Below are 20,148 nucleotides of genomic sequence, written 5' to 3'. Positions count from 1 at the left end.
TCCCGGAAGCTGGCCAGCGTTCCCGGCGATGTGATCCATCGTCCAGTCCGCTGCCGCTCAACCCGGCACCCTGACACCCCACCGTTCCGCTTTGTCGCGGCGTGAGGGAAAACGGTTCGGTTCAGGCTTGGCGAAAGACCAGATTTTTCATATTGGCATGGTAGAAGACCGGCAGGCGGTAGCCGAGGCCGGCGCAAGCCTGGTCTCAAGGCCGGCTTCAAGACGGTCCCATAGCTCAACTGGATAGAGTAGCGGATTTCTACTCCGCGGGTTGCAGGTTCGAGTCCTGCTGGGATCGCCATAAAAAACCATATCAATCGAAGGCATTTAGCGAAAACGGGCGCAGACAAGCCCGCCTCCCGACGAGAACAATTGCGGGACATTGCTGGCATTTGCGGGTGATTGAGGCACCAAAACCCCGGAGAAAACCCCGGAGCGATTTCGTATCGCGAAACGCGGCGGGCGCTGCCTCCCCGGAACGATTCCAGCTTGAATGACTCGAATCCACGTGTTGCGTTGCGTGGAGCGCCTTGCTTACCGTGCTCGATGACGAACAGGTGGTCGAGGCCACCCAACGCCTTGCACGCAAGCTTGCAGATCTGCCGTAGGAGCGACAGCGCCATGCCAATCGAAGTCTACCGTGGCCAGGTGCTCGATCCGGACCAGCTGGAAGAGCTTCGCATTCAGCTCGAGAACTTCCAGACCATATAGGAAGTCGATTCGAGCTGCGCGGCATCATCGAACGCAACTGGCCGCACCTGATCGCCAAACTGCCGCCGGAGTGAAGGGAGCGCGGCGCGGAGACCGAAGGCGGACGATCCCGTGATATGGATCAGCGCCGCCGGATGATCAGCCAGGCATCCCCAAGCGGCAGGATCTCGTCGCCGTCGCGATAAGTCGTCGCGACCAGATTGATCGGATCGAGGTTCTTGCCCGACCGGATGGCCGACTCCGGATAATTGTAGCCCTTGTCCGCAACGATGTAATCGGGATCGGCAACCGAGCGCGCCATGCTCGATTGCTGGCTGCGATCGGCTCCGAGCAGCGCCGCGGTGATCTTGGGCACCTCGCAATGCAGCGCGACGTAGCCCTTGCCATACCCCGGCATCGAGACCCGATACAGGAACAGTCCCTTCGCATCGGGCGCCACGCGCCGCTCGATTGCCGCCATATCGGCCGCCGCTCGCGCTGACACTTCGGTCTTGTCCAGGAACAGCATCCCGATCGCCGGCACGGAACGCCAGGCCGAGACAACTGCCACGCAAAGCGCAACGCCGGTGACGATCGCCCTCGCCCGCCATGTGCCAGCCGCCAGCCAGGCGCTGACGACCAATAGCGGGACGGTCGCGGCTACCGCGACCACATAGGTCTCGCCAAACCGTGTCAGGACTGCGGCCAACGACGCAAGCGAAGCCATGGATGCGCCGACTGCGATGGTGCCCGTGACAATGGGCATCCGCCTCAGCCAGGTCGAAACTGTCACCGCGAGCAGAAGCGTCGGGGCGACGATCAGCACCAACGGAATCGCGCTCGCACCGCTACGCCAATATGCCGCGACGGAGTCGAGGACAGCAGCGACGCTGCCGTTCGCTTCAGAGCCCGCCCCATGGGTCAGAATTGCCCAATGCAGTCGCAGCAGCGCCAGGAAATACTCCCAGCCGATGACGAAGAACCCAACCGCCGCAACCACAATGAGCCCCTCGCATGCGACGCCACAAAACGGCCGAGGAGAGGCCCCCACCTTCTGCCGCCGAACAGCCCCACGTACAGGAAGGCCACCACCAACGCGGCATAGACATAGAGAAAGCTGACCTTGAGTAGATAGGCAAAGGCGACGACGAAGCCGTTCAGGACGTAAGGCCCCCACCCCAGTGGATTCTTGGCAAAGCGCACCAGCCCCACCGCGAACAGCGCATTGACGGCGAGCGCAAAGGTCTCGGTCAGCGGATAGACCGCACGAAACACCGACTGCGGCGTCACCGCGAAATAGAGCGCGATCGCGAGCAGCACGACACCTGCAGGCGCGAGACGCGCCAGCGATTGCCTGCAGGCAAACACCAGCAGCCCGGTCACCAGAATGGCGCAGGCCTTGAGCGAGATAAACAGCAGCGGCGCATTGTCGATCAGCCGATCGAAATATGCGAGGTCAGATCCGATCGCGCCGGCACCCAGCGCGGCGAAGGCGGCGAGCCAGCTGAAGACGTAGAACAGCACGGCTGGGTGATAGCCCATGGTCATGCTCGGGTGCATCGCAAGATCACGGATCCGCGCGCCGGCATTGCAGGCCGCCGCCAGATACTGCAGCGAATAATCGTCACCCGCCCAGAGCGTGCTAGGATAGCCCCATGCCAGCGACGCAAGAGCAGCGAGAAGCCCGGCCAAAAGTCCAAGCTCGATAAACGGTCCGAATCTGGTCACCAGCACCCCACAAACGCGCACGAAACCATAGGCGCAACCAGCGCGCGCGACAATTCGTCATTGCAGGTTTTCACAGCACAATCAAAACGAAAAAGCCCGGTGCGCCGGGTCAGCGCGCCGGGCCAACCGCCGGCCGGGGACATGGCCCACGCGGTTTATTTCGTCCGGGAGGCTAAGCGCGGACGAATTCAGGCGTAGGTCGCGGTCACGCTGCCGACCAGCACGGCGGCGACGACTGCCGCCACGATCGCGGCGCCGGCGAGCCAGCCCATGGCGGAGGTCGGCCGGCGCCGGCCGGCATTGGCGATTGCGGCGAACAGCGACAACAGCGCAATGACGATCGCGAAGGCGACCAGGAACTTGACGGTCGCTGTCGCGAAGATCGCTTCGTCGAGCGGATGGCGCAGGGTCTGCGGCCGTTTATTGCGGCACATCCGCTTGCTACAAGACCGCGGCTCTGGTGATCGCAGAGGAAGCGCTGAAGGCCAAACGACTGACCGAGACGTTCGAGAAAGTTAATACAAAACTTACCCCGGCGATGGTGGCGTTATCGCCGAATGACGCCCACTGCGCTAAGTGACTGCAACGCGCCAGCGCGTAGGATGGGTAGAGCTCTTGCGAAACCATCAAATGTCCCATTCCCGTCGCTGGAGCGAATATGGCTCCGTCTAGCCGACAAGCGCTTGGCGACGACATCGGTCATTCTACCAGCGCCAACATAGGCGATGGGTTCGCAAGAGCTCTACCCATCCTACGAGTTCTCGGCGCATACATCATGTGCACTCGCCAACCCGTCCGTTCTTCACGAACGCGTGGGTACCCTCGCGCCGGTCTGTGATCCCGACAAATGAGGCCTATCTAAGCGGCGGACGAAGTGCGCCTAAAAAGGACTGTCGATGCTGCCGACCGAGTGGACGAGAATGGCTATCGCTTCTGCGGTGGCCGTGATCGCAATATCGTATTTGGCAATCGACGCCGGCCTCGTGAACACCAGCGTGGTCGCCAAGCGCATCGAGACGGCTCAGGCGTCCATTGTGGGCGCCGCGATGGGGCAGCATCATCTCGCCTTTGCCGTTCAGGCGTGGGCGCGTCGCGACAACCAGAAGCCGGCCTTGGAGCATTGCCTGGCCGTCGATTGAGTCAGGCGCGGCAATAAATGGATCTTAGCCGAAGCCTACACTTTTTTAGCCGCCTCCAAGCTTCAACTGATTCGACCTCCACCACCCCGCAATCGCCGCCGCGAGATCGTTCCAGAGCTCAGTCGGCAGATCGGGCACCGCCACGCGGACGCTGTACTGGTCGGTGGTCGCGTCGTGAAACCATTCCGTGGCCGCAAAGTCGAAACCGAAGCTGCCGGCGTGGCGGATCGGATATCCCTCCCGGCCCAGATCGCCGCTCATGGCCTCGGCGGCCTGCCGCGCGCCCGCCTCGTCGAAGGGCCGCGGGCCGCGGAGCGTGACGTAGAGGCCGTGGCTGAAGTGGAGTTCGGCCGACAGCGAGGCGAGTTCGCGCGCAAACAGCCGGGCCGCATGGCGGCCATTGCGCAGAATGGCTGCGACGCGCGCCTTGGTGAGAACCCAATAGGGTTCGCCGCCCATATAGGGCGGAAAGTGCGCCGGGAGCGCCGCGCCGCCGAGAAGCCGGACCGCGTTGCGGGTTTCCGCGGCCAGTCGTTCGACCATCGAACGGGCCTCAGCGCCCTCCTTGCTCCAACTGACGAATACCGCAGAGCCGAGCCGCCCGTATTCCGCGCCGAGCGAATCCAGCTTGTTATGGCTTCGCACCATCACCACTGGAATTCCGCAGCGCCGCGCCCAGCCCAGCACGCGCCGGATGCGACCCGACCGGCCGGCAAGGCATGTCGTGTCGAAGACCAGCAGATCGAGCGCCGAACCGTCGCAGCGCAGGACCGCCTCGAACGCGGCGGCCGAGACGCATGAATCCAGCAGGAGAATTCGCGGCACTCCGGCGGGGCCAAACGCATCGGACAGCGGCAGTCCAAGAGCGACAAGGCGCAAGTTCGGGACAAAGCGCTCGATCAGTTCCAGCGTCTCGCCGTAGGAGCCCGGCAGCACCAGAATGTCGCCTTTGGCGAGGATCGGTGCTGACGCCAGCAGCAGCGCCGAGATCGCGGCCATGCCGGAGGCGGTGTAGATCGTGTCGCTGGTGCGGCCGCGCCCGGGTTCGTAAAACGGGGGGCCGCTGACGCTGAGATCGGCGCGCTGGTAGTCGTAGCTGAACACGAACGGGCCGCTCGCAGGACGAGCCGTTGCCGCCCAAGCCGTCTCTGTCGCGTTCCAGTCCTGCAGCTCATGTTCCGCGCGCAGTGCGGCGGCCAGCTGGAATTTTGCCTTGATGACCTCGTCCACCGATCGCGGACAAGGCAGCTGCCGCGGGCTTCTCAGGCAATCATTCATCAGCCCGATTTCCCTGTGCTTCCGCTCCAGATAGGCCTTGATGGTCTCCATGCGGCTCTTTGATACGGCCTTTGGCAAGCTTTCGTCGCTCGTCAACGTCCGGCGCGTGCCTGAGGTCCAAATATCGGCTCGCGCCCGCCTTGCAACGAAGACGCATCTGCGCAGTTGATACCAGCCAAGGAGGACAGCATGTCTGAGATCAAGGAGCACATGAAGATCATCGGCAAGGACGGCGCGCCTGTCGGCACCGTCGATCGCCTCGAGGGCAGCCGCATCAAGCTGACGCGGAAGGACAGCCCGGAAGGCCACCGGGATCATCACCACTACATCGACACGAAATATGTCGGCGCCGTCGAAGGCGATATCGTCAAGCTCTCGGTGAATGCCGACGCGGTCCCGAAGACGGAGGCTGCCTGATCCACCGAGCCCCTTCGGGGGCTTTTTTATTTGTTCACGGTCCGACTCCGCTTCGTTCCCAAAGCACGAATCGAGACTGCCAAATCGGCATCCGAACGGTTGTTAACGACACCTTTCAGCAGATCGAATTGATCACGCGGACTCGCTCACCAGCATGGGCCGCAACCGGTACGCATCGATCGCGGCATTCGACAGCAGCAGCCGGCGCCGTTCTCCCCGCAGCATCATCCGGTCGATCCGGTTCAGGATGAAGCGGGCTGAGTCCTCGTGCTCGCCGGTGAGCAGGCCGGACTGATCGAGATATCTCCAGGCGATCGCGAAGGACTGTGCGCGTAACTCGGGGTTGGTCATAGCCGGCCAACGTCGGCGCGGAACGGATGTTCCCAACCGTGTGACACCAGCCGCGACGCACTGCGGCACGACAAATGCGCAGGGCCGCGGAACCAGATCACGGCCAGCACGTTGGTTGCAACCAAATGGAATGGCCGGCCCGCCAGCCCCAGCCGGCTTTGAAGAGCCCTGTGCTTGTCCCCCGAGCACGGGGCTCTCTCATGCTGGCAACCAGCTTCCCGACTCGGCGACCATTGACGCGAGACTGCGCTGAGGATGCCTTCAGTCCGCTTCCTCTTCACGCCGATCACGGGCGAGCTGATGCCAGGCCAGGGCCAGCTGGATCAGTCTCTGCCTGTCGTCGCCGTCGGCGGACGCCGCGGCGCGCTTCATCGCCGCCTCGGCCTCGTGCTGGGGGTCGTACCTGGTACACATGAGGTGAACTTTAGCCGGCCGATCTGGACATGCAGATGGCAATTTCGTCCGTATGAATGCGGAGTGACCAAGGGCTCATTGGAGCCATCTGTGAAGTGCGTCACAGCCTGCGCCCGGCGCCTCGGCTAAACAGCACCTCAACCGCTCGCACCGGCGCGAGGGCAAGGGTGGCCGTCATGAGACAAGAAGTAGCAGCCGAGGCTCACGTCCCGACACAACGCGTAAGGCCCGACCTGTTCGGAGCCGCGTTTCTTGCCACCATCGGTATCTTGATGCTGGCCTGGATCGCAGGTCTGGTCTGGGCCGCGATCGCGTTCTTCAACTGGCTGGTGTGACGCACGATCCGATCAGGCGATCGGCCGCCGTCAAAACAAAAGAGGCGGACCTGCGCCCGCCTCTTCGATTCACAGACTGCCTGAAGCCTCAGTAACACGCGCGCGGATCGGCCTGCACATACTGGCCGCTCGGATAGCGGTAGTAGCAATTGCCCTCGGCCAGATAATAGCCGGGGCGCGAGGCGGCCGTCGCGCCGGCGATTGCGCCGGTGGCGCCGCCGATCACGGCACCCGCGGCCGCACCCGAGGCATTCCCCGAGATCAGGCCGCCGAGCAAGCCGCCGACGATGGCGCCGCCAAGCGCGCTCGCGCCGGGATCGGCCGGGGGCGGCGGAGGTGGCGGCTCGTAGGCGACCGGCGGGGCATAGGCCACCGGCACATCATCGTAATAGTCCTCGGAGATGTAGGTGGGCGGGCCGGCCATGCGCTGCGGATAATAATACCGGACGCCGCCGACATCCCACCACCAGCCCGAGCGGCCGTTGTGGACCTCGTGGCGCCAGCGCCCGCCATCCCAGGCGCGATTGCCGCGATAGGCGTGACCGCCCCAGTCGCGCGTCGGTGCGGGACCCCTGGCGTAATGACGTCCGGGCGGGGGACTGCCGGCATTGTGGGGGCCAGGACCCGGCTGAGGACGTGGGCGAGCACCAGGAGCTGGACCTGCATGACCGGGGCCGCCGGCATGAGGCTGGCCGCCGGGCTGTGGCGCAGGCCGGGCCGCCTGCTGCGGCGGCGGGCCCTTGCGCATGTTCTGATTGTTCTGGGGCGGCGCGCCCGCGCCCGGCCCTGCCGGCGGTTGGCCGTCGCGCCTTGATGGCCCCGCGTCCTGCGCCTGCGCCTGGAGCGCGAGCAATGACAAGGCCGAAACCAAGGGAATAATGATCTTCATGCGGCTGGACGCACTCATGCGTGCTTGCCCCCTACTCTCTCGATTGCCGTGGTCCCCTCGCGGCGAATAGACGATTCGCCTCGCGCTGGGCTGATGCCGGTGGACATAACAGATCTGCTTTGGCAGGCCGTGTCCCGTTACAAATGTTTAAGATCACGGCATTTTTTGGCTCCGACGGGCCGCAAAGGATCCTGCTGGACCGCTTCTAGCGGGCCGGCTCGATCACGTTGCAGTTGCTCCGCCCGGACATCAGGCAGTCCTGCATCTTACTGGCGGCGGTGAGATCCCGGGCCAGCCACCAGCCGACACCGAGGATCAGAATCGCGATGATCAACCCCGCGATCGCGCCGCGGCGGTTGTCACCGGATTGAGGTTTCGGCGGGGATTTGGGCTTCTCGCCCGGCTCTGGCTTGGGCTCGGACTTGAACTCGGACTTGGGCATGGCTAACCGATCACAGGGGCGAGCCGGCTTTATCACCGCTGCGACCTGGCGTCACATGCCGTTCAGCCTCGGGTCGGCCGAACCAGATCCTTGCGCGAGGTTTCGACCGCCGGGGTCGCTCGCGGCGCGCAGGTCGTGAGGACGAACGCGGTCTGGGTGCACTCCCAATCGGCGCCGAGAACGGCGCTGTCGATCGGCTGGGGACGGGCAAGCAGGAGCGCGGCAGCGGTCACGGCGGCCACCGCGACGACGATTGCGAGCGCTTTCAGGCTCAGATGGAAGATCGTCATGCCCGGGCTCCGTCTCGTATCGGGGCGGACGCTAGGCGCCGCTCCATGTGCTCCCCTATGAGGGACATCACAATTCGGCAGTTTTTTCGGGTTACGAGAGATCGTCGGGGCTGGCGATTTTTCGTCTACCTGATCGGCTGCGATTATGGGTGGCGTCGCGACGCGCGGCGATGTAAACGCTTCTGCGTCGCGTGGCGCCTGCTATGCCCAGCCGACGTACCAACCGCAGTGATGTAGGATCGGAAGCGAGGAAGACAAGGCTCGTCGATGAGTGGATTTAGGGAACCAGGCTTCTCCGACCGACAAAAGGCGGCACAGGAAGCACGCAAAAACCTTTTGAACAAATTCAAGTCGCAGCCGGGACCGGATGATCCCGCGGTTGTGGCGAAGCGTGCCGAGCGCGAGGCCCTCGCTGCCAAGCGCGCCGAGGCAAAAGCCGCGCGCGAGGCGGAAAAGGCCGAGCAGAAGCGCCTCGCAGAAGAGGCTGCCGCGCTCGAGGCCGCGCGGATCGCCCGCGAAGCCGAAGAAGCCCTCGCAAAGGCGGCCGAAGCCGAGGCCGAGCAAAAGGCCAGGCGAGACGCCCGCTACGCCGCGCGCAAGGCGAAGCGCAAGTAAGTTCGCAAGTTACGTTCAATTGTATTTGAACTGGAACATCAGTCCGGAGCGGTCGAAATGACCGCCCCGGAGTTTTGACGTGCGCGTGCGCCTTCGCAACGTTCCGACGACCGCCGGACGATCAGTGCTTCTTCATCATCCCGTCGTCTTTCTTCATCCCGTCCTTCGACATCGTGTCCTTTTTCATGCCGTCGTCCTTGGACATGGTGTCCTTCTTCATGCCGTCCTTGGACATCGTGTCCTTCTTCATCATGCCGTCGTCCTTGCCCATCTTGTCCTGGGCGAAGGCGGCCGGCGACAGCGCAAGGCCAAGCGAGAGAGCGGCAGCGGAGACGCCGAGCGCGATGCGGGTACGAATGGTCATGATTGGTCTTCCCTTCGAGATGATGTTTGTCAGCGACGGACGCCGCTATCTGATCTGGACGGATTGCGACGCAGCGTTGTTACGCGGTCGCCGATAAATTTTAGCGAGCCTCCTGCCATCCCTCATTCGAGGTCGACTCAGGCTTTCAGGGCGGATCGCGAGTGTGCAGCGCAGCACGATCGGCACTTGCCGCGGCATTCGGTCTCGAACTATCAGATGAGAGAATATCGGGTCAAAGACCGGCTAGAATGAGCCTGACGCCGGTCTCCCAACACCAAACAAAAACAGTCCAAAGAACCGTCCAAGGGAATTACACCATGCTCACGCGCCGTCACCTGATCGCAACCGCGGTCGCAGCACCTGCCATCTTGCGCTTCGGCACCGGGACCGCGCATGCCGCGACCACGCTGAAGATCTCGCATCAATTCCCGGGCGGCACCATCGACAAGGGCGATTTCCGCGATCGCCTCTGCCGCATGTTCGCCGCTGAAGTCAGTAAGCGCAGCAATGGCGACATTGCTGCCGAGATCTATCCGAACTCTTCGCTGATCAAGACCAACGCGCAGTTCTCCGCGATGCGCAAGGGCGCGCTCGACATCAGCCTGTATCCGATGCCCTACGCCGGCGGCGAATTGCCCGAGACCAATATCGGCCTGATGCCCGGGCTCGTCACCACTTACGACCAGGGCCTGCGCTGGAAGAAGGAGCCGATCGGCAAGGCGCTGACCGACTTCCTCGCCGACAAGGGCATCATCCTGCTCACCTGGGTGTGGCAGGCCGGCGGCGTCGCCAGCCGCTCAAAGCCGATCGTCGCCCCCGAAGACGCCAAGGGCATGAAGGTGCGCGGCGGCTCGCGCGAGATGGACATGGTGCTGCAGACCGCAGGCGCCTCGGTGCTGTCGGTGCCGTCGAACGAAATCTACGCGGCGATGCAGACCGGCGCCTGCGATGCCGGCATCACCTCCTCCACCAGCCTGATCTCGTTCCGCCTCGAAGAGGTCGCGAAGTCGCTGACCTCGGGTGCGGGCGCATCGTACTGGTTCATGCTCGAGCCGCTGATGATGTCGAAGGCGATCTTCGACAAGCTGCCGAAGAATCAGCAGGAGGTCCTGCTCACGGTCGGCACCGAACTCGAGGCCTTCGGCCGCAAGGGCGCGCAGGACGACGACGTCGAGGTCGCCAAGGTCTACGAGAAGGCCGGCGCAAAAGTCTCGGCGCTCGATGCCGCGACCGTCGGCAAGTGGCGCGACATCGCCCGCGACACCGCCTGGAAAGATTACAGCGCCAAGACCACGACCTCGGCGAACCTGCTCAAACTCGCCACCGACGTCGCGGCATGAGTCACGGTCCGCTTCCGGATCGCGACGGCCACGTGACCGCTGCCGCAAGCACAGGCCTTGCGGCGGCCATCGATCGCGCTCTCGCCATCCTCAACAGCATCATCGTCGTGTTCGCCGCGATCGCGCTGATCGCGGCCTGCGCCATCCTGAGCTACAGCGTGCTCAGCCGCGCCCTGTTTCAGGCCGCCAATTACTGGCAGGACGAGGCCGCCGTGTTCCTGCTGGTCGGCGCCACCTTCATGACGGCGGCCTATGTGCAGCAGAACCGCGGTCACATCGGCATTGAGGCGTTCGTCGGCCTGCTGTCGCCGCTGGCGAACCGGATCAGGCTGTGGCTGGTCGATGCCGCCACATTCCTGTTCTGTGCCTTCTTCACCTGGAAGTCCTGGACGCTGGCCCATGAGGCCTATGTCGACGGCCAGGTCTCGAACTCGATGTGGTCGCCGCCGCTCGCCATTCCCTATTCACTGATGGCGCTCGGCATGAGCCTGCTCTGCGTCCAGATCCTCGTGCAGCTTGCGCTGCCTTTCGCAGGAGCCAGGCGTTCATGAGCGTTTTCGGTATCGGCCTCGCTTACGCCGTCGCGACACTGCTCGTGATGTTTTCGGGCATGCCCATCGCGTTCGCGCTCGGAGCGGTCGCGGTCGTGTTCATGGGCATCTACATGCCATCAGCCTCTCTCGATACCGTGACACAGAACGTCTACGAGGAAATGGCCTCGATCACGCTGTTGTCGATCCCGCTCTTCATCCTGAAGGGCGCCGCGATCGGCAAGTCGCGCGCCGGCCAGGATCTCTATTTGGCTCTGCATGCCTGGCTGCATCGCGTCCCCGGCGGGCTCGGCGTCGCCAACGTGTTCGCCTGCGCGCTGTTTGCGGCGATGGCCGGCTCCTCGCCCGCGACCTGCTCGGCGATCGGCTCGGCCGGCATCCCCGAGATGCGCAAGCGCGGCTATTCCGGCGGTTTTGCCGCCGGCATCATCGCCGCCGGCGGCACGCTCGGCATCCTGCTGCCGCCCTCGATCACCATGATCCTGTTCGCAGTGGCCGCCGAAAAATCGCTGGGCCGGCTGTTCCTCGCCGGCATCGGCCCCGGCCTGCTGCTGGTCTCGCTGTTCGGGGCCTATGCGGTGATCCGCTTCCGCCAGGAATATGCCGCCGCCGAAGCGGTGTACAAGAACGGCGGACCGGAGGCCGCGATCCTCGCCCGCGACGAGTACACGCTGGCTGAGCGTTTCAGCGTGCTGCCGCGCGTGATCCCGTTCGTGCTGCTGCTCACCGGCGTCATGATCGCGCTCTATGGCGGCTATGCCACGCCGTCGGAGACCGCCGGCCTCGGCGGCCTGCTCGCGCTGGCACTGATCGCGGCGATCTACAGCGTGTGGCGACCGAGCGACCTTGCCCCCATCATGAAATCGACGATCCGGGAATCGACCATGCTGATGATGATCATCGGCATGTCGCTGCTCTATTCCTACGTGATGAGCTATCTGCACATCTCGCAATCGGTCGCCGAGTCCATCGTCGCGATGCACCTGCCGCGCTGGGAGCTGCTGTTCGCGATCCTCGTCATGGTCGTCGTGCTCGGCTTCTTTCTGCCGCCGGTCTCGATCATTCTGATGACCGCGCCGATCATCCTGCCGCCGCTGCGCGCCGCCAATTTCGACATCATCTGGTTCGGCGTGGTCATGACCATCGTGATGGAGATGGGCCTGATCCACCCGCCGGTCGGCCTCAACATCTTCGTCATCCGCAACGTCGCGCCGGATATTCCCCTGCGCGAGGTGATCTGGGGCACCCTGCCCTTCGTGCTGCTGATGATGGTCGCGGTGCTGCTGCTGTGCTTCTTCCCGGGGATTTCGACCGGCCTGCCGGATCTGGTGATGGGACCGGACGGGAGCAGGTAGCGGCACTCGCAACCGCCGTAGGGTGGGCAAAGCGTAGCGTGCCCACCACCTCTCGCAGTCGTTGAACGGCATGGTGGGCACGGCGCAAGTGCGCCTTTGCCCACCCTACGATTTGCCCTTCCGCCCCTTCGCCGCGGTCGTGGTGCTGGCCACGACCTGCAGTAGATCCTTCCGCACGGCCTCGATGTGCCGTTCCAGAAACCGGCAGGCCTCCTCGACCTTCTGCGCGCGGCAGAGCGCGATCAGATGGGCATGCTCCCTCTCCGCAGTCCCCATCGCCTTGGTGTTGGAAAGCTGAAGGCGCGTGTAGCGGTCGCTGGTTTGCAGCAACGACAGCACGATCGCCCGCGTGCGCGGCTGCGGCGCGTGGACGTACAGCGCCATGTGGAAGTCGGCATTGAGCTGCCCCCATTCGCTGACGTTCCGCGCCTTGATCGCCTTCTCGAAGCTCTTGTGGATGTCGTCGAGCCCGTCGAAATCATCAGCGCCGAAACGCGGCGCCGACTGCGCGAGGAGCCGCGGCTCGAGAATCCGGCGCAGGTCGAACACGTCGTTGATCTCGTCCAGTGACAGCTCGGAAACGATGGCGCCCTTCTGCGGCACGATCCGCACCAGCCCTTCCGCTTCGAGCTGGAACAGCGCCTCGCGTACCGGGATGCGGCTGACGCCATAGGCCTCGCCAAGTGCATCCTGACGGAGCTGCGATCCAGCCGGATAGGTGCCGTCGAGGATGGCCTGCCGGAGCTGGTCGACGATCGCAGCCGACAGGGTACGATGCTTCAGAGGCTGTTTCATCTGACCTTCTGTTGTCCTTCCCGACTCGTCGGCCGAAGCGGTCCCTCTCTTGCATGTCGAAGGCCCCGGCAAAAGCGAGTGCCCAGCAAAAGCGCGCCCTGCCGCCGAAATGACCGCAATCTTCGTTTGACACCAAAAATGTATAAATTATACATTTGGCAATCGCACGACAAATCTTCGGGGGTTGGGATCTTTCATGATCGAGCAGACGATGCCGGCCACGCGCGCATTCAACGTTCGACGCATGGTCGTCCGCGCCTCCAGCGGCCTGCTCGCCTGTGAGCGCCTCGCGCTGATGGGCCTGATGTATCTGCTCACCGGCCTGATCCTGGTGAACGTCGTCACCCGCTACGCGCGCTTTCCGATCTACTGGATCGATGAATCCGCGGTCTATTGCGTGGTCTGGCTGACCTTCGTCGGCGCCTCCGCGATGACGCGGCTGCGGCTCGATTTCGCGGTGACCATGCTGACCGAGCGTCTTTCGGCACAGCACCAGAAGATCGCCAAGGTGATCTCGACCGGCCTCGTCGTCGCGTTCGGCATCGCCCTGACCGTCACCTGCGTGCTCTGGATGGACCCGATCGGCCTCGCACGCGCCGGCTTCGACGGACGCAAGCTCGCCGCCGAAACCTTCAACTTCCTCTACACCGAGCACACCCAGACGCTGAACTGGCCGACCTGGGTGCTGTACCTGACGCTGCCGATTTTCGCGGTGTCGATGACCACTCATGGGCTCGCCAATTTGCTGGAAGATCTCGAGCTGGTCCCGCGCACCCCGCCGAAGGGCTTTGCGCTCTCCGAGCTCGACGGGGTCAACTGATGATCACGTCGGCAGCCTTCATGGTTTTCATGCTGGTCGGCGTACCGATCGGCCTCTGCCTGTGCCTCGCCGGCCTCGTCTACATCGCGGCGTCCGGCAACCCGGTGCTGTTCCAGTCCTATCCGCTCCAACTGTTCGGCGGCGTCGACAGCTATGGCCTGATCGCCATCCCGCTCTTCATCCTGATCGGCGAGATCATGAACGGCGGCGGCATCACACGCCGCATCGTCGACATGGCGATGGCGTTTGTCGGCTCGCTCAAGGGCGGGCTCGCCTATGTCAACATCCTCGCCAACATGTTCATCTCCTCGATCCTGGGATCGGCCACCGCGCAGGTCGCAATCATGGCGCAGATCATGGTGCCGGAGATGGAGAAGAAGGGCTACGACAAGACCTTTGCGGCGGGACTGACCGCCTATGGCGGTATGCTCGGCCCCATCATCCCGCCATCGGTGATGTTCGTGGTCTACAGCGTGCTCGCGCAGGTCTCGGTCAGCGACATGCTGATCGCCGGCATCGTGCCGGGCGTCATCCTCACGGTGATGTTCTGCCTCGTCATCGCACTGATGGGGTATGTCTACAACTATCCGCGCGCGGACTATCAGACGCCGCGCCAGCGCGTCATGACGATCCTGCGGACCTCGCCGACGCTGCTGATCCCGATCGTCATCGTCGGCACCATCCTCGGCGGCCTCGCCAATGCGACCGAATCCGCTGCCGTCGGCGCGGTAGCCGCTGCCCTCGTCGGAAAATACTGGACCAGGGAGTTCGAGTTCTCCCAGTTGCCGCAGATGATGCTGCGCAGCGCCATCTATTCGGCCATCGTGCTGTTCCTGGTGGCGGCCGCGGCGGTGTTCTCCTGGGTGCTGATTTTCGGCAAGGTGCCGCAGGAAACCGCGGCCTGGATCCAGACGGTCGCCAAGGACCCGGTCAGCTTCATGCTGATCTGCAACGTCATCCTGCTGGTGATCGGCACGGTGATCGACGGCATTCCCGGCCTGATCATGACCGTGCCGATCCTGCTGCCGGTCGCAACCGAGGTGTACCACATCGATCCTCGGCATTTCGGCGTCGTCGTGGTGATCAATCTCGTGCTTGGCCTGCTGTCGCCGCCGGTCGGGCTCTGCTTCTTCGTCGCGGCCGCCGTCACCGGCGCCAAGCCCGGCAAGATGTTCATGGTGACGCTGCCGTTCTTCGTGATCTCCTGCGTTTTGCTGGTGCTGCTCTCGCTCTATCCCTCGCTCTCGCTGATCCTCGTCAAATAGCCCCGTTCAAAAGGAAGCCCGACCATGCCGCTTACTCGCCGCCGCTTTCTCGCCGCCAGTGCCGCCGCATCGGTGTTCGCGCCATCGCTGGCGCTCGCCCAGGCCAAGGAATTCCGCCTCGGCCTGATCACGCCGAACGGCCATTCCTGGAACAAGGCCGCCATCAAGTTCGGTGACGAGCTCAAGGCCGCGACCAACGGCCGCCTGACCCTGACCGTGTTCCACTCCGGCCAGCTCGGCAATGAGCCCGCGATGATGCAGCAATTGCAATCCGGCGCACTGGACATGGGCTTCATCCAGGCCGCCGAGCTCGGCTCACGCGTGCCGCACATCGCCGCGATCAACGCGCCCTACATCGTCCGTTCGACGCCGGCGGTTGCGAAATTCGTGCGGCATCCGGCGGCGGTGAAGCTGTTCGAGGTGCTGCCGCAGGAGACCGGCACGATCGGGCTCGGCTGGGGCATCACCGGCATGCGTGCGGTGTTCTCGTCCAAGGACCTGAATTCGCTCGCCGACATCAAGGGCATGAAGCTGCGCATCAATCCGACGCCGGTCTATCGCGATTTCTATTCCTCGCTGGGCGCCGCGCCGACGCCGATCCCGACGCCGCAGGTGTTCGACGCGATGGCCAACGGCCAGGTCGACGGCCTCGAGGCCGATCTCGAATTCTCCTGGAACCAGCGCTTCGACAAGGTCTCCAAGGTGATCCTCCAGATGAACGCGGTCTTCATGCCGATGGCCGCGGTCGTCTCGGGCCGGGTTTGGCAGACGCTGCCTGCCACCGACCGCGAGCTGATCACCAAGACGATCAAGACGACGCTGGACGCACAGATCGACGAGCTGGCCTCCAACGAGCCGACGCTGATCGAGAACTTCCGCAACGCGCCGATCCCGATCCGCCAGGTGCCGGCCGGCGACACCGAGGCTGTCATTGCCGAGTTCGACAAGATCTGGCTGCCGAAGGCACCTGTTCTCGCAGAACTGCGCAAGGTCGGCGCGACGCTCTGATCTAGCCCGCCATCTTCTTCACAACGCCCGGCGGACCCAGCCCCCCGCCGGCCATACACTTGTCACAAGTCACTTGGAGTGAACTCATGAGCCGCCGCGTTTCCTGGGAAGGCGTCTTCCCGGCCGTCACCACGCAATTCCACGACGATCTCTCGCTCGACATCGAGGCGACCGCGAAGGTCATGGACGGGCTGATCCGCGACGGCGTCTCCGGCCTGATCGTCTGCGGCTCGGTCGGCGAGAACACGTCACTGGAGCGCAAGGAGAAGGTCGCGATCATGGAGACGGCGAAGTCGGTCGCGGCGGGCCGCGTGCCGGTACTGTGCGGCATCGCCGAATTCACCACGGCCTTCGCGGTCGAAACCGCGAAGGAAGCCGCGCGCGTCGGCATCGACGGCGTGATGGTGATGCCGGCGCTGGTCTATTCCTCGAAACCGCACGAGACCGCCGCGCATTTCCGCGCCGTCGCCAGCGCGACGGATCTGCCGGTGATGCTCTACAACAATCCGCCGATCTACAAGAACGACGTCACGCCTGATATCCTGGCGACGCTCGCCGACGTCGAGACCGTGGTCTGCTTCAAGGATTCTTCCGGCGACACACGGCGCTTCATTGACACGCGCAACATGGTCGGCGACCGCTTCGTGCTGTTCGCAGGCCTCGATGACGTCATCGTCGAGAGCATCGCCATGGGCGCGGTGGGCTGGGTCTCCGGCATGTCGAATGCCTTCCCGCGCGAGGGCGAGACGCTGTTTCGTCTCGCCAAGGCCGGCCGCTTTGCCGAGGCCATGCCGATCTACGAATGGTTCATGCCGCTGCTGCATCTCGACGCCCGCCCGGACCTCGTCCAGTGCATCAAGCTGTGCGAGCACATCATGGGCCGCGGCACCGCGCTGACGCGCCCGCCTCGCCTCGCGCTGCTGCCGCACGAGAAGGCCGAGGTCGAGGCGATGATGGCCAAAGCGCTGAAGAACCGGCCGCGCCTGCCGGATGTTGGGCTGAAGGCGGCCTGACGGAAGGTCTCGTAGGGTGGGCAAAGGCGCGTAGCGCCGTGCCCACCATTTCCCCGCGTCCGTCTTCTCCAATGGTGGGCACGCTCCGCTTTGCCCACCCTACGAAGCTACGAAGCTGAAGTCGCCGCGCGCTTCTTCTTCGCATTCAACGCGGACACCACGCGACTGACGGGCGGTTTGCCGAGCACGCCGCTCATCTCATTCGTGGCGGCCAGCAGCTTCACCATGTCGATGCCGCTTCTGACGCCCATGCCTTCGAGCATGTAGACCACATCCTCGGTCGCGACATTGCCGGTCGCACCGGGGGCGTAGGGGCAACCGCCGAGGCCGCCGGCGGCGGCGTCGATGACGCGGACGCCCTCCTCCATCCCCGCGTAGAGATTGGCGAGCGCCTGGCCGTAGGTGTCGTGGAAATGCATCGCGAGTTTGGCAGCTGGAATGTTGGCGGCAACAGCGCGCAGCATCTCCTTGGCCCTGGTTGGCGTGCCGACGCCGATGGTGTCGCCGAGCGAGATCTCGTAACAACCGAGCTCCCAAAGCGTCTTCGCGAGTTCGGCCACCGCTCCCGGCTTGATCTCGCCGTCGAACGGGCAGCCGAGCACACAGGAGATATAGCCGCGTACCTTGACGCCGTCGGTCTTCGCGCGCGCGAGAACCGGCTTGAACCGCTCGATCGATTCCGCGACGGTGCAGTTGATGTTGGCCCGCGAGAAGCCCTCGGAGGCCGCCGCGAACACCGAGACGACTTTCGCGCCGGCGGCGCGCGCGGCGTCATAGCCCTTCTCGTTCGGCACCAGCACGTGGAATTCGGCGCCCGTCACATGGCTCACGCCGCGCAGCACGGCATCGGAGCTCGCCATCTGCGGGATTGCCTTGGGGGAGACGAAGGCGCCGACCTCGACGGTGGTGAGGCCGGCTGCGACCAGCGCCTCGATAAAGCCGATGCGGGCCTCGACGCTGACGGGGATCTTCTCGTTCTGGAGGCCGTCGCGCGGCCCCATTTCGATGATGCGGACCTGATCGCTCATGTCACTCACCCGATGGCTCCACCACGGCGAGTTCGACGCCCTCCTGGACGATGTCGCCGACCTTGCACTTGATCGCAGTCAGGACGCCCGCGAACGGGGCTCGCAGCGTCTGCTCCATCTTCATCACCTCCAGGGTGAGGATCGGCGCGCCCTTCTCGAGCGTTGCACCCGCCTCCGCCAGCACGGCGACGACGGTGCCCGGCAGCGGCGCCGTGATCTTGTCCTCGCCGACATGCTCCTCGCTCTCGCCGCCGAACGGGTCGATCCAGTGCAGATCGAAGCGCCCGTTGCGGGTGCGCAAGTAAAGCTCATGGCCGTCGATCACGGCGGCAACCTGCGATTTGACGCCGTCCAGCGTCAGATCGAAGCCGCCGTCCTTCGGCATGACGGCAAACGCCAGCTCGCGCTCGCCGATCAGCAGCGTCGACGACCCGCTGCCATAGTTCAGTGTGATCTTGTGCTCGGGCCCATGTCCGACGCCATGTCCGATGCGGAAGGAAAACTTGCGCTGGCGGCGGCCGACCGGCTGCCAGCCAAACGTCTGCCAGGGCGAGTTCGCCCCGCCTTGCGCCGCCTGCCGCTCGTCATTGACGATCCCGGCAACCGCCGCGCACAGCTCGAGCTCTCCGGGCGCCGGCGAGGCCTGTGTCAGCACCGCCAGCTCGCGCTCGATGAAGCCGGTGTCGATCGCATTGGTCCGCACGTTCGGATGGGTCATCAGCGCCGACAGGAACGGGATATTGGTGACGATGCCGCGAACGTCGGACTCTTCCAGTCCGCGGTTCAGCCGCTCGACCGCGATATCTCGCGAAGGTGCCCACGCGATCATCTTGGCGAGCATGGCGTCGTAGTACGGCGAGACCGCATCACCCTCGCGATAGCCGGCGTCGATGCGCAGGCCACCGGTCTCCGCCGGCAAGCGCCAGGTCGATATCCGGCCGACCGACGGCATGAAATTCCTGGTCGGGTTTTCCGCATAGACGCGCGCCTCGACGGCGTGGCCGTTGAGCTTGATTTCATCTTGTTTGAGCGGCAGCGCCTCGCCGAACGCGACGCGCAACTGCCATTCGACGAGGTCGATGCCGGTGATCAACTCGGTCACGGGATGCTCGACCTGCAGACGCGTGTTCATCTCGATGAAGAACACGTCCTTGCCGTCGGAGACGAACTCGATGGTGCCGGCGCCGACATAGTTCACCGCCCCCGCCGCCTTTCTCGCGGCGGCGCAGACCGTCTCGCGCTGGGCAGGATTGAGCGTCGGCGACGGCGCCTCCTCGATCACCTTCTGGTGGCGGCGCTGCAAGGTGCATTCGCGCTCGAACAGCGAGAGCAGATTGCCGTGGCTGTCGCCGATGATCTGCACCTCGATGTGGCGGGGATTGTCGACATATTTTTCGATCAGCATACGGTCGTCGCCGAACGCGGCTTTTGCTTCCCGCTTGGCGCTGACAATGGCAGGCTCAAACTCCGCCGCCGAACGCACGATGCGCATGCCGCGGCCGCCGCCGCCTGCGGAGGCCTTCACCAGGATGGGGAAGCCAACCTTCTCGGCCGCCTTCGCCAGCGTCGCATCGTCCTGCGCTTCGCCGTGATAGCCCGGCACCAGCGGCACGCCCGCCTTCTCCATCAGCGCTTTCGAGCCGGACTTCGAGCCCATCGCATTCATCATCGCCGCGGTCGGGCCGACGAAGACGAGCCCCGCGTCATAACAAGCCTGCGCGAATTCGGCGTTCTCGGACAGGAAGCCGTAGCCGGGATGCACGGCCTCCGCACCGGTCTTGCGCGCCGCCTCGATCAGCCGCTCGACGTTGAGATAGCTGTCGCGGGCACGCGCGGGCCCCAGCAGCACGGCCTCGTCGGCGAGCGCTACATGCATCGCGTCGCGGTCGGCCTCGGAATAGACCGCGACGGTGCGCAGGCCCATGGCGCGGGCGGTGCGGATGACGCGGCAGGCGATCTCGCCGCGGTTGGCGATCAGGAGCGTACGAAAACGACGGTAGAGCTTTGAGCGGTCCATCGCA

Annotated in this window: 23 protein-coding genes and 1 tRNA gene; 12 read left to right on the top strand and 12 right to left on the bottom strand. The window is 64.4% G+C overall.

Translation table 11 applies throughout. From position 1 onward, the window contains the following. Nucleotides 1–224 precede the first annotated feature (224 nt). Nucleotides 225–301, top strand: a tRNA-Arg gene (locus tag QSV46_RS29030). A 531-nt stretch (nt 302–832) separates the two neighbouring features. Here the strand turns inward: QSV46_RS29030 and QSV46_RS29025 are convergent. The 3 genes from QSV46_RS29025 to QSV46_RS29015 all read right to left on the bottom strand — a co-directional run bounded on the left by QSV46_RS29025 (nt 833) and on the right by QSV46_RS29015 (nt 2,852). After that, nucleotides 833–1,690, bottom strand: coding sequence for a hypothetical protein (locus QSV46_RS29025; RefSeq protein ID WP_314959619.1), 858 nt, complete (start codon nt 1,688–1,690; stop codon nt 833–835). After that, nucleotides 1,612–2,418: a hypothetical protein gene (locus QSV46_RS29020; RefSeq protein WP_314959616.1), complete on the bottom strand. Its 807-nt coding sequence runs from the start codon at nt 2,416–2,418 to the stop codon at nt 1,612–1,614. Before QSV46_RS29020 ends, QSV46_RS29025 begins: the two co-directional genes overlap by 79 nt. A gap of 188 nt (nt 2,419–2,606) precedes the next feature. After that, nucleotides 2,607–2,852, bottom strand: coding sequence for a hypothetical protein (locus tag QSV46_RS29015; RefSeq protein ID WP_314959615.1), 246 nt, complete (start codon nt 2,850–2,852; stop codon nt 2,607–2,609). 462 nt (nt 2,853–3,314) lie between these two features. Between QSV46_RS29015 and QSV46_RS29010 the strand changes: the two genes are divergently transcribed. Then, nucleotides 3,315–3,557, top strand: a complete 243-nt coding sequence (locus QSV46_RS29010) for a hypothetical protein (protein ID WP_314959612.1) — start codon at nt 3,315–3,317, stop codon at nt 3,555–3,557. 45 nt (nt 3,558–3,602) lie between these two features. Here the strand turns inward: QSV46_RS29010 and QSV46_RS29005 are convergent, their stop codons facing one another. Further along, nucleotides 3,603–4,886, bottom strand: a complete 1,284-nt coding sequence (locus QSV46_RS29005; protein WP_314959608.1) for a hypothetical protein — start codon at nt 4,884–4,886, stop codon at nt 3,603–3,605. A gap of 138 nt (nt 4,887–5,024) precedes the next feature. Here QSV46_RS29005 and QSV46_RS29000 point away from each other — a divergent pair, with 138 nt between their 5' ends. Continuing rightward, entirely contained in the window at nt 5,025–5,252 is a 228-nt protein-coding gene (locus QSV46_RS29000) for a DUF2171 domain-containing protein (RefSeq protein WP_314959605.1), read from the top strand. A 132-nt stretch (nt 5,253–5,384) separates the two neighbouring features. On the opposite strand, the gene QSV46_RS28995 is transcribed toward QSV46_RS29000, so the two are convergent. Then, complete coding sequence (locus tag QSV46_RS28995) at nt 5,385–5,603, bottom strand: hypothetical protein (protein ID WP_314959602.1); 219 nt, start codon at nt 5,601–5,603, stop codon at nt 5,385–5,387. A gap of 590 nt (nt 5,604–6,193) precedes the next feature. Here QSV46_RS28995 and QSV46_RS28990 point away from each other — a divergent pair. Further along, nucleotides 6,194–6,352 carry a hypothetical protein gene (locus tag QSV46_RS28990; protein ID WP_314959599.1) on the top strand — a complete coding sequence of 53 codons (159 nt, stop codon included), beginning with the start codon at nt 6,194–6,196 and terminating at the stop codon, nt 6,350–6,352. An 88-nt stretch (nt 6,353–6,440) separates the two neighbouring features. Here QSV46_RS28990 and QSV46_RS28985 read toward each other — a convergent pair whose 3' ends face one another. The 3 genes from QSV46_RS28985 to QSV46_RS28975 all read right to left on the bottom strand — a co-directional run bounded on the left by QSV46_RS28985 (nt 6,441) and on the right by QSV46_RS28975 (nt 7,973). Next, a complete protein-coding gene (locus QSV46_RS28985) occupies nt 6,441–7,259 on the bottom strand; it encodes a hypothetical protein (RefSeq protein ID WP_314959596.1) in 819 nt (272 codons plus the stop codon). Between the two features lie 187 nt (nt 7,260–7,446). Beyond that, nucleotides 7,447–7,683, bottom strand: coding sequence for a hypothetical protein (locus QSV46_RS28980; protein ID WP_314959594.1), 237 nt, complete (start codon nt 7,681–7,683; stop codon nt 7,447–7,449). A 62-nt stretch (nt 7,684–7,745) separates the two neighbouring features. Beyond that, nucleotides 7,746–7,973, bottom strand: coding sequence for a hypothetical protein (locus QSV46_RS28975; protein WP_314959592.1), 228 nt, complete (start codon nt 7,971–7,973; stop codon nt 7,746–7,748). 267 nt (nt 7,974–8,240) lie between these two features. Between QSV46_RS28975 and QSV46_RS28970 the strand changes: the two genes are divergently transcribed. Next, complete coding sequence (locus QSV46_RS28970) at nt 8,241–8,588, top strand: DUF6481 family protein (RefSeq protein WP_094974237.1); 348 nt, start codon at nt 8,241–8,243, stop codon at nt 8,586–8,588. A 121-nt stretch (nt 8,589–8,709) separates the two neighbouring features. Here the strand turns inward: QSV46_RS28970 and QSV46_RS28965 are convergent, their stop codons facing one another. After that, entirely contained in the window at nt 8,710–8,952 is a 243-nt protein-coding gene (locus QSV46_RS28965; protein ID WP_314959580.1) for a pentapeptide MXKDX repeat protein, read from the bottom strand. Between the two features lie 317 nt (nt 8,953–9,269). On the opposite strand from QSV46_RS28965, the gene dctP reads away from it, so the two are divergent. From dctP to QSV46_RS28950, 3 genes are read left to right on the top strand one after another with little or no spacing between them, the layout of a single operon-like run. Further along, entirely contained in the window at nt 9,270–10,292 is a 1,023-nt protein-coding gene (gene dctP / locus QSV46_RS28960; protein WP_314959578.1) for a TRAP transporter substrate-binding protein DctP, read from the top strand. Further along, nucleotides 10,289–10,843: a TRAP transporter small permease gene (locus QSV46_RS28955; RefSeq protein ID WP_314959575.1), complete on the top strand. Its 555-nt coding sequence runs from the start codon at nt 10,289–10,291 to the stop codon at nt 10,841–10,843. The genes dctP and QSV46_RS28955 overlap by 4 nt, the downstream gene beginning before the upstream one ends. Then, on the top strand, nt 10,840–12,198 hold the full coding sequence (locus tag QSV46_RS28950) for a TRAP transporter large permease (RefSeq protein WP_314959573.1): 1,359 nt from the start codon (nt 10,840–10,842) through the stop codon (nt 12,196–12,198). Before QSV46_RS28955 ends, QSV46_RS28950 begins: the two co-directional genes overlap by 4 nt. Nucleotides 12,199–12,303: 105 nt before the next feature. Here QSV46_RS28950 and QSV46_RS28945 read toward each other — a convergent pair whose 3' ends face one another. Beyond that, complete coding sequence (locus QSV46_RS28945; protein WP_314959571.1) at nt 12,304–12,993, bottom strand: GntR family transcriptional regulator; 690 nt, start codon at nt 12,991–12,993, stop codon at nt 12,304–12,306. A 211-nt stretch (nt 12,994–13,204) separates the two neighbouring features. Between QSV46_RS28945 and QSV46_RS28940 the strand changes: the two genes are divergently transcribed. The 4 genes from QSV46_RS28940 to QSV46_RS28925 all read left to right on the top strand — a co-directional run bounded on the left by QSV46_RS28940 (nt 13,205) and on the right by QSV46_RS28925 (nt 17,099). Continuing rightward, the gene (locus QSV46_RS28940) at nt 13,205–13,813 is read left to right on the top strand and encodes a TRAP transporter small permease (RefSeq protein ID WP_314959954.1); all 609 of its coding nucleotides are present in this window, start codon (nt 13,205–13,207) and stop codon (nt 13,811–13,813) included. Then, entirely contained in the window at nt 13,813–15,078 is a 1,266-nt protein-coding gene (locus tag QSV46_RS28935) for a TRAP transporter large permease (RefSeq protein WP_314959569.1), read from the top strand. The genes QSV46_RS28940 and QSV46_RS28935 overlap by 1 nt, the downstream gene beginning before the upstream one ends. Before the next feature lie 24 nt (nt 15,079–15,102). Further along, nucleotides 15,103–16,086: a TRAP transporter substrate-binding protein gene (locus tag QSV46_RS28930; protein WP_314959567.1), complete on the top strand. Its 984-nt coding sequence runs from the start codon at nt 15,103–15,105 to the stop codon at nt 16,084–16,086. Nucleotides 16,087–16,172: 86 nt separating this feature from the next. Further along, the gene (locus tag QSV46_RS28925) at nt 16,173–17,099 is read left to right on the top strand and encodes a dihydrodipicolinate synthase family protein (RefSeq protein ID WP_314959566.1); all 927 of its coding nucleotides are present in this window, start codon (nt 16,173–16,175) and stop codon (nt 17,097–17,099) included. Nucleotides 17,100–17,206: 107 nt separating this feature from the next. On the opposite strand, the gene QSV46_RS28920 is transcribed toward QSV46_RS28925, so the two are convergent. Next, entirely contained in the window at nt 17,207–18,127 is a 921-nt protein-coding gene (locus tag QSV46_RS28920; protein WP_314959564.1) for a hydroxymethylglutaryl-CoA lyase, read from the bottom strand. Nucleotide 18,128: 1 nt separating this feature from the next. Further along, a complete protein-coding gene (locus QSV46_RS28915; RefSeq protein WP_314959563.1) occupies nt 18,129–20,144 on the bottom strand; it encodes an acetyl/propionyl/methylcrotonyl-CoA carboxylase subunit alpha in 2,016 nt (671 codons plus the stop codon). Nucleotides 20,145–20,148 lie beyond the last annotated feature (4 nt).

It is taken from the genome of Bradyrhizobium cosmicum, from assembly GCF_032290525.1.
GTDB classification, from domain to species: Bacteria; Pseudomonadota; Alphaproteobacteria; order Rhizobiales; family Xanthobacteraceae; genus Bradyrhizobium; species Bradyrhizobium cosmicum_A.
This window is presented reverse-complemented; position numbering and strand designations above follow the sequence as displayed.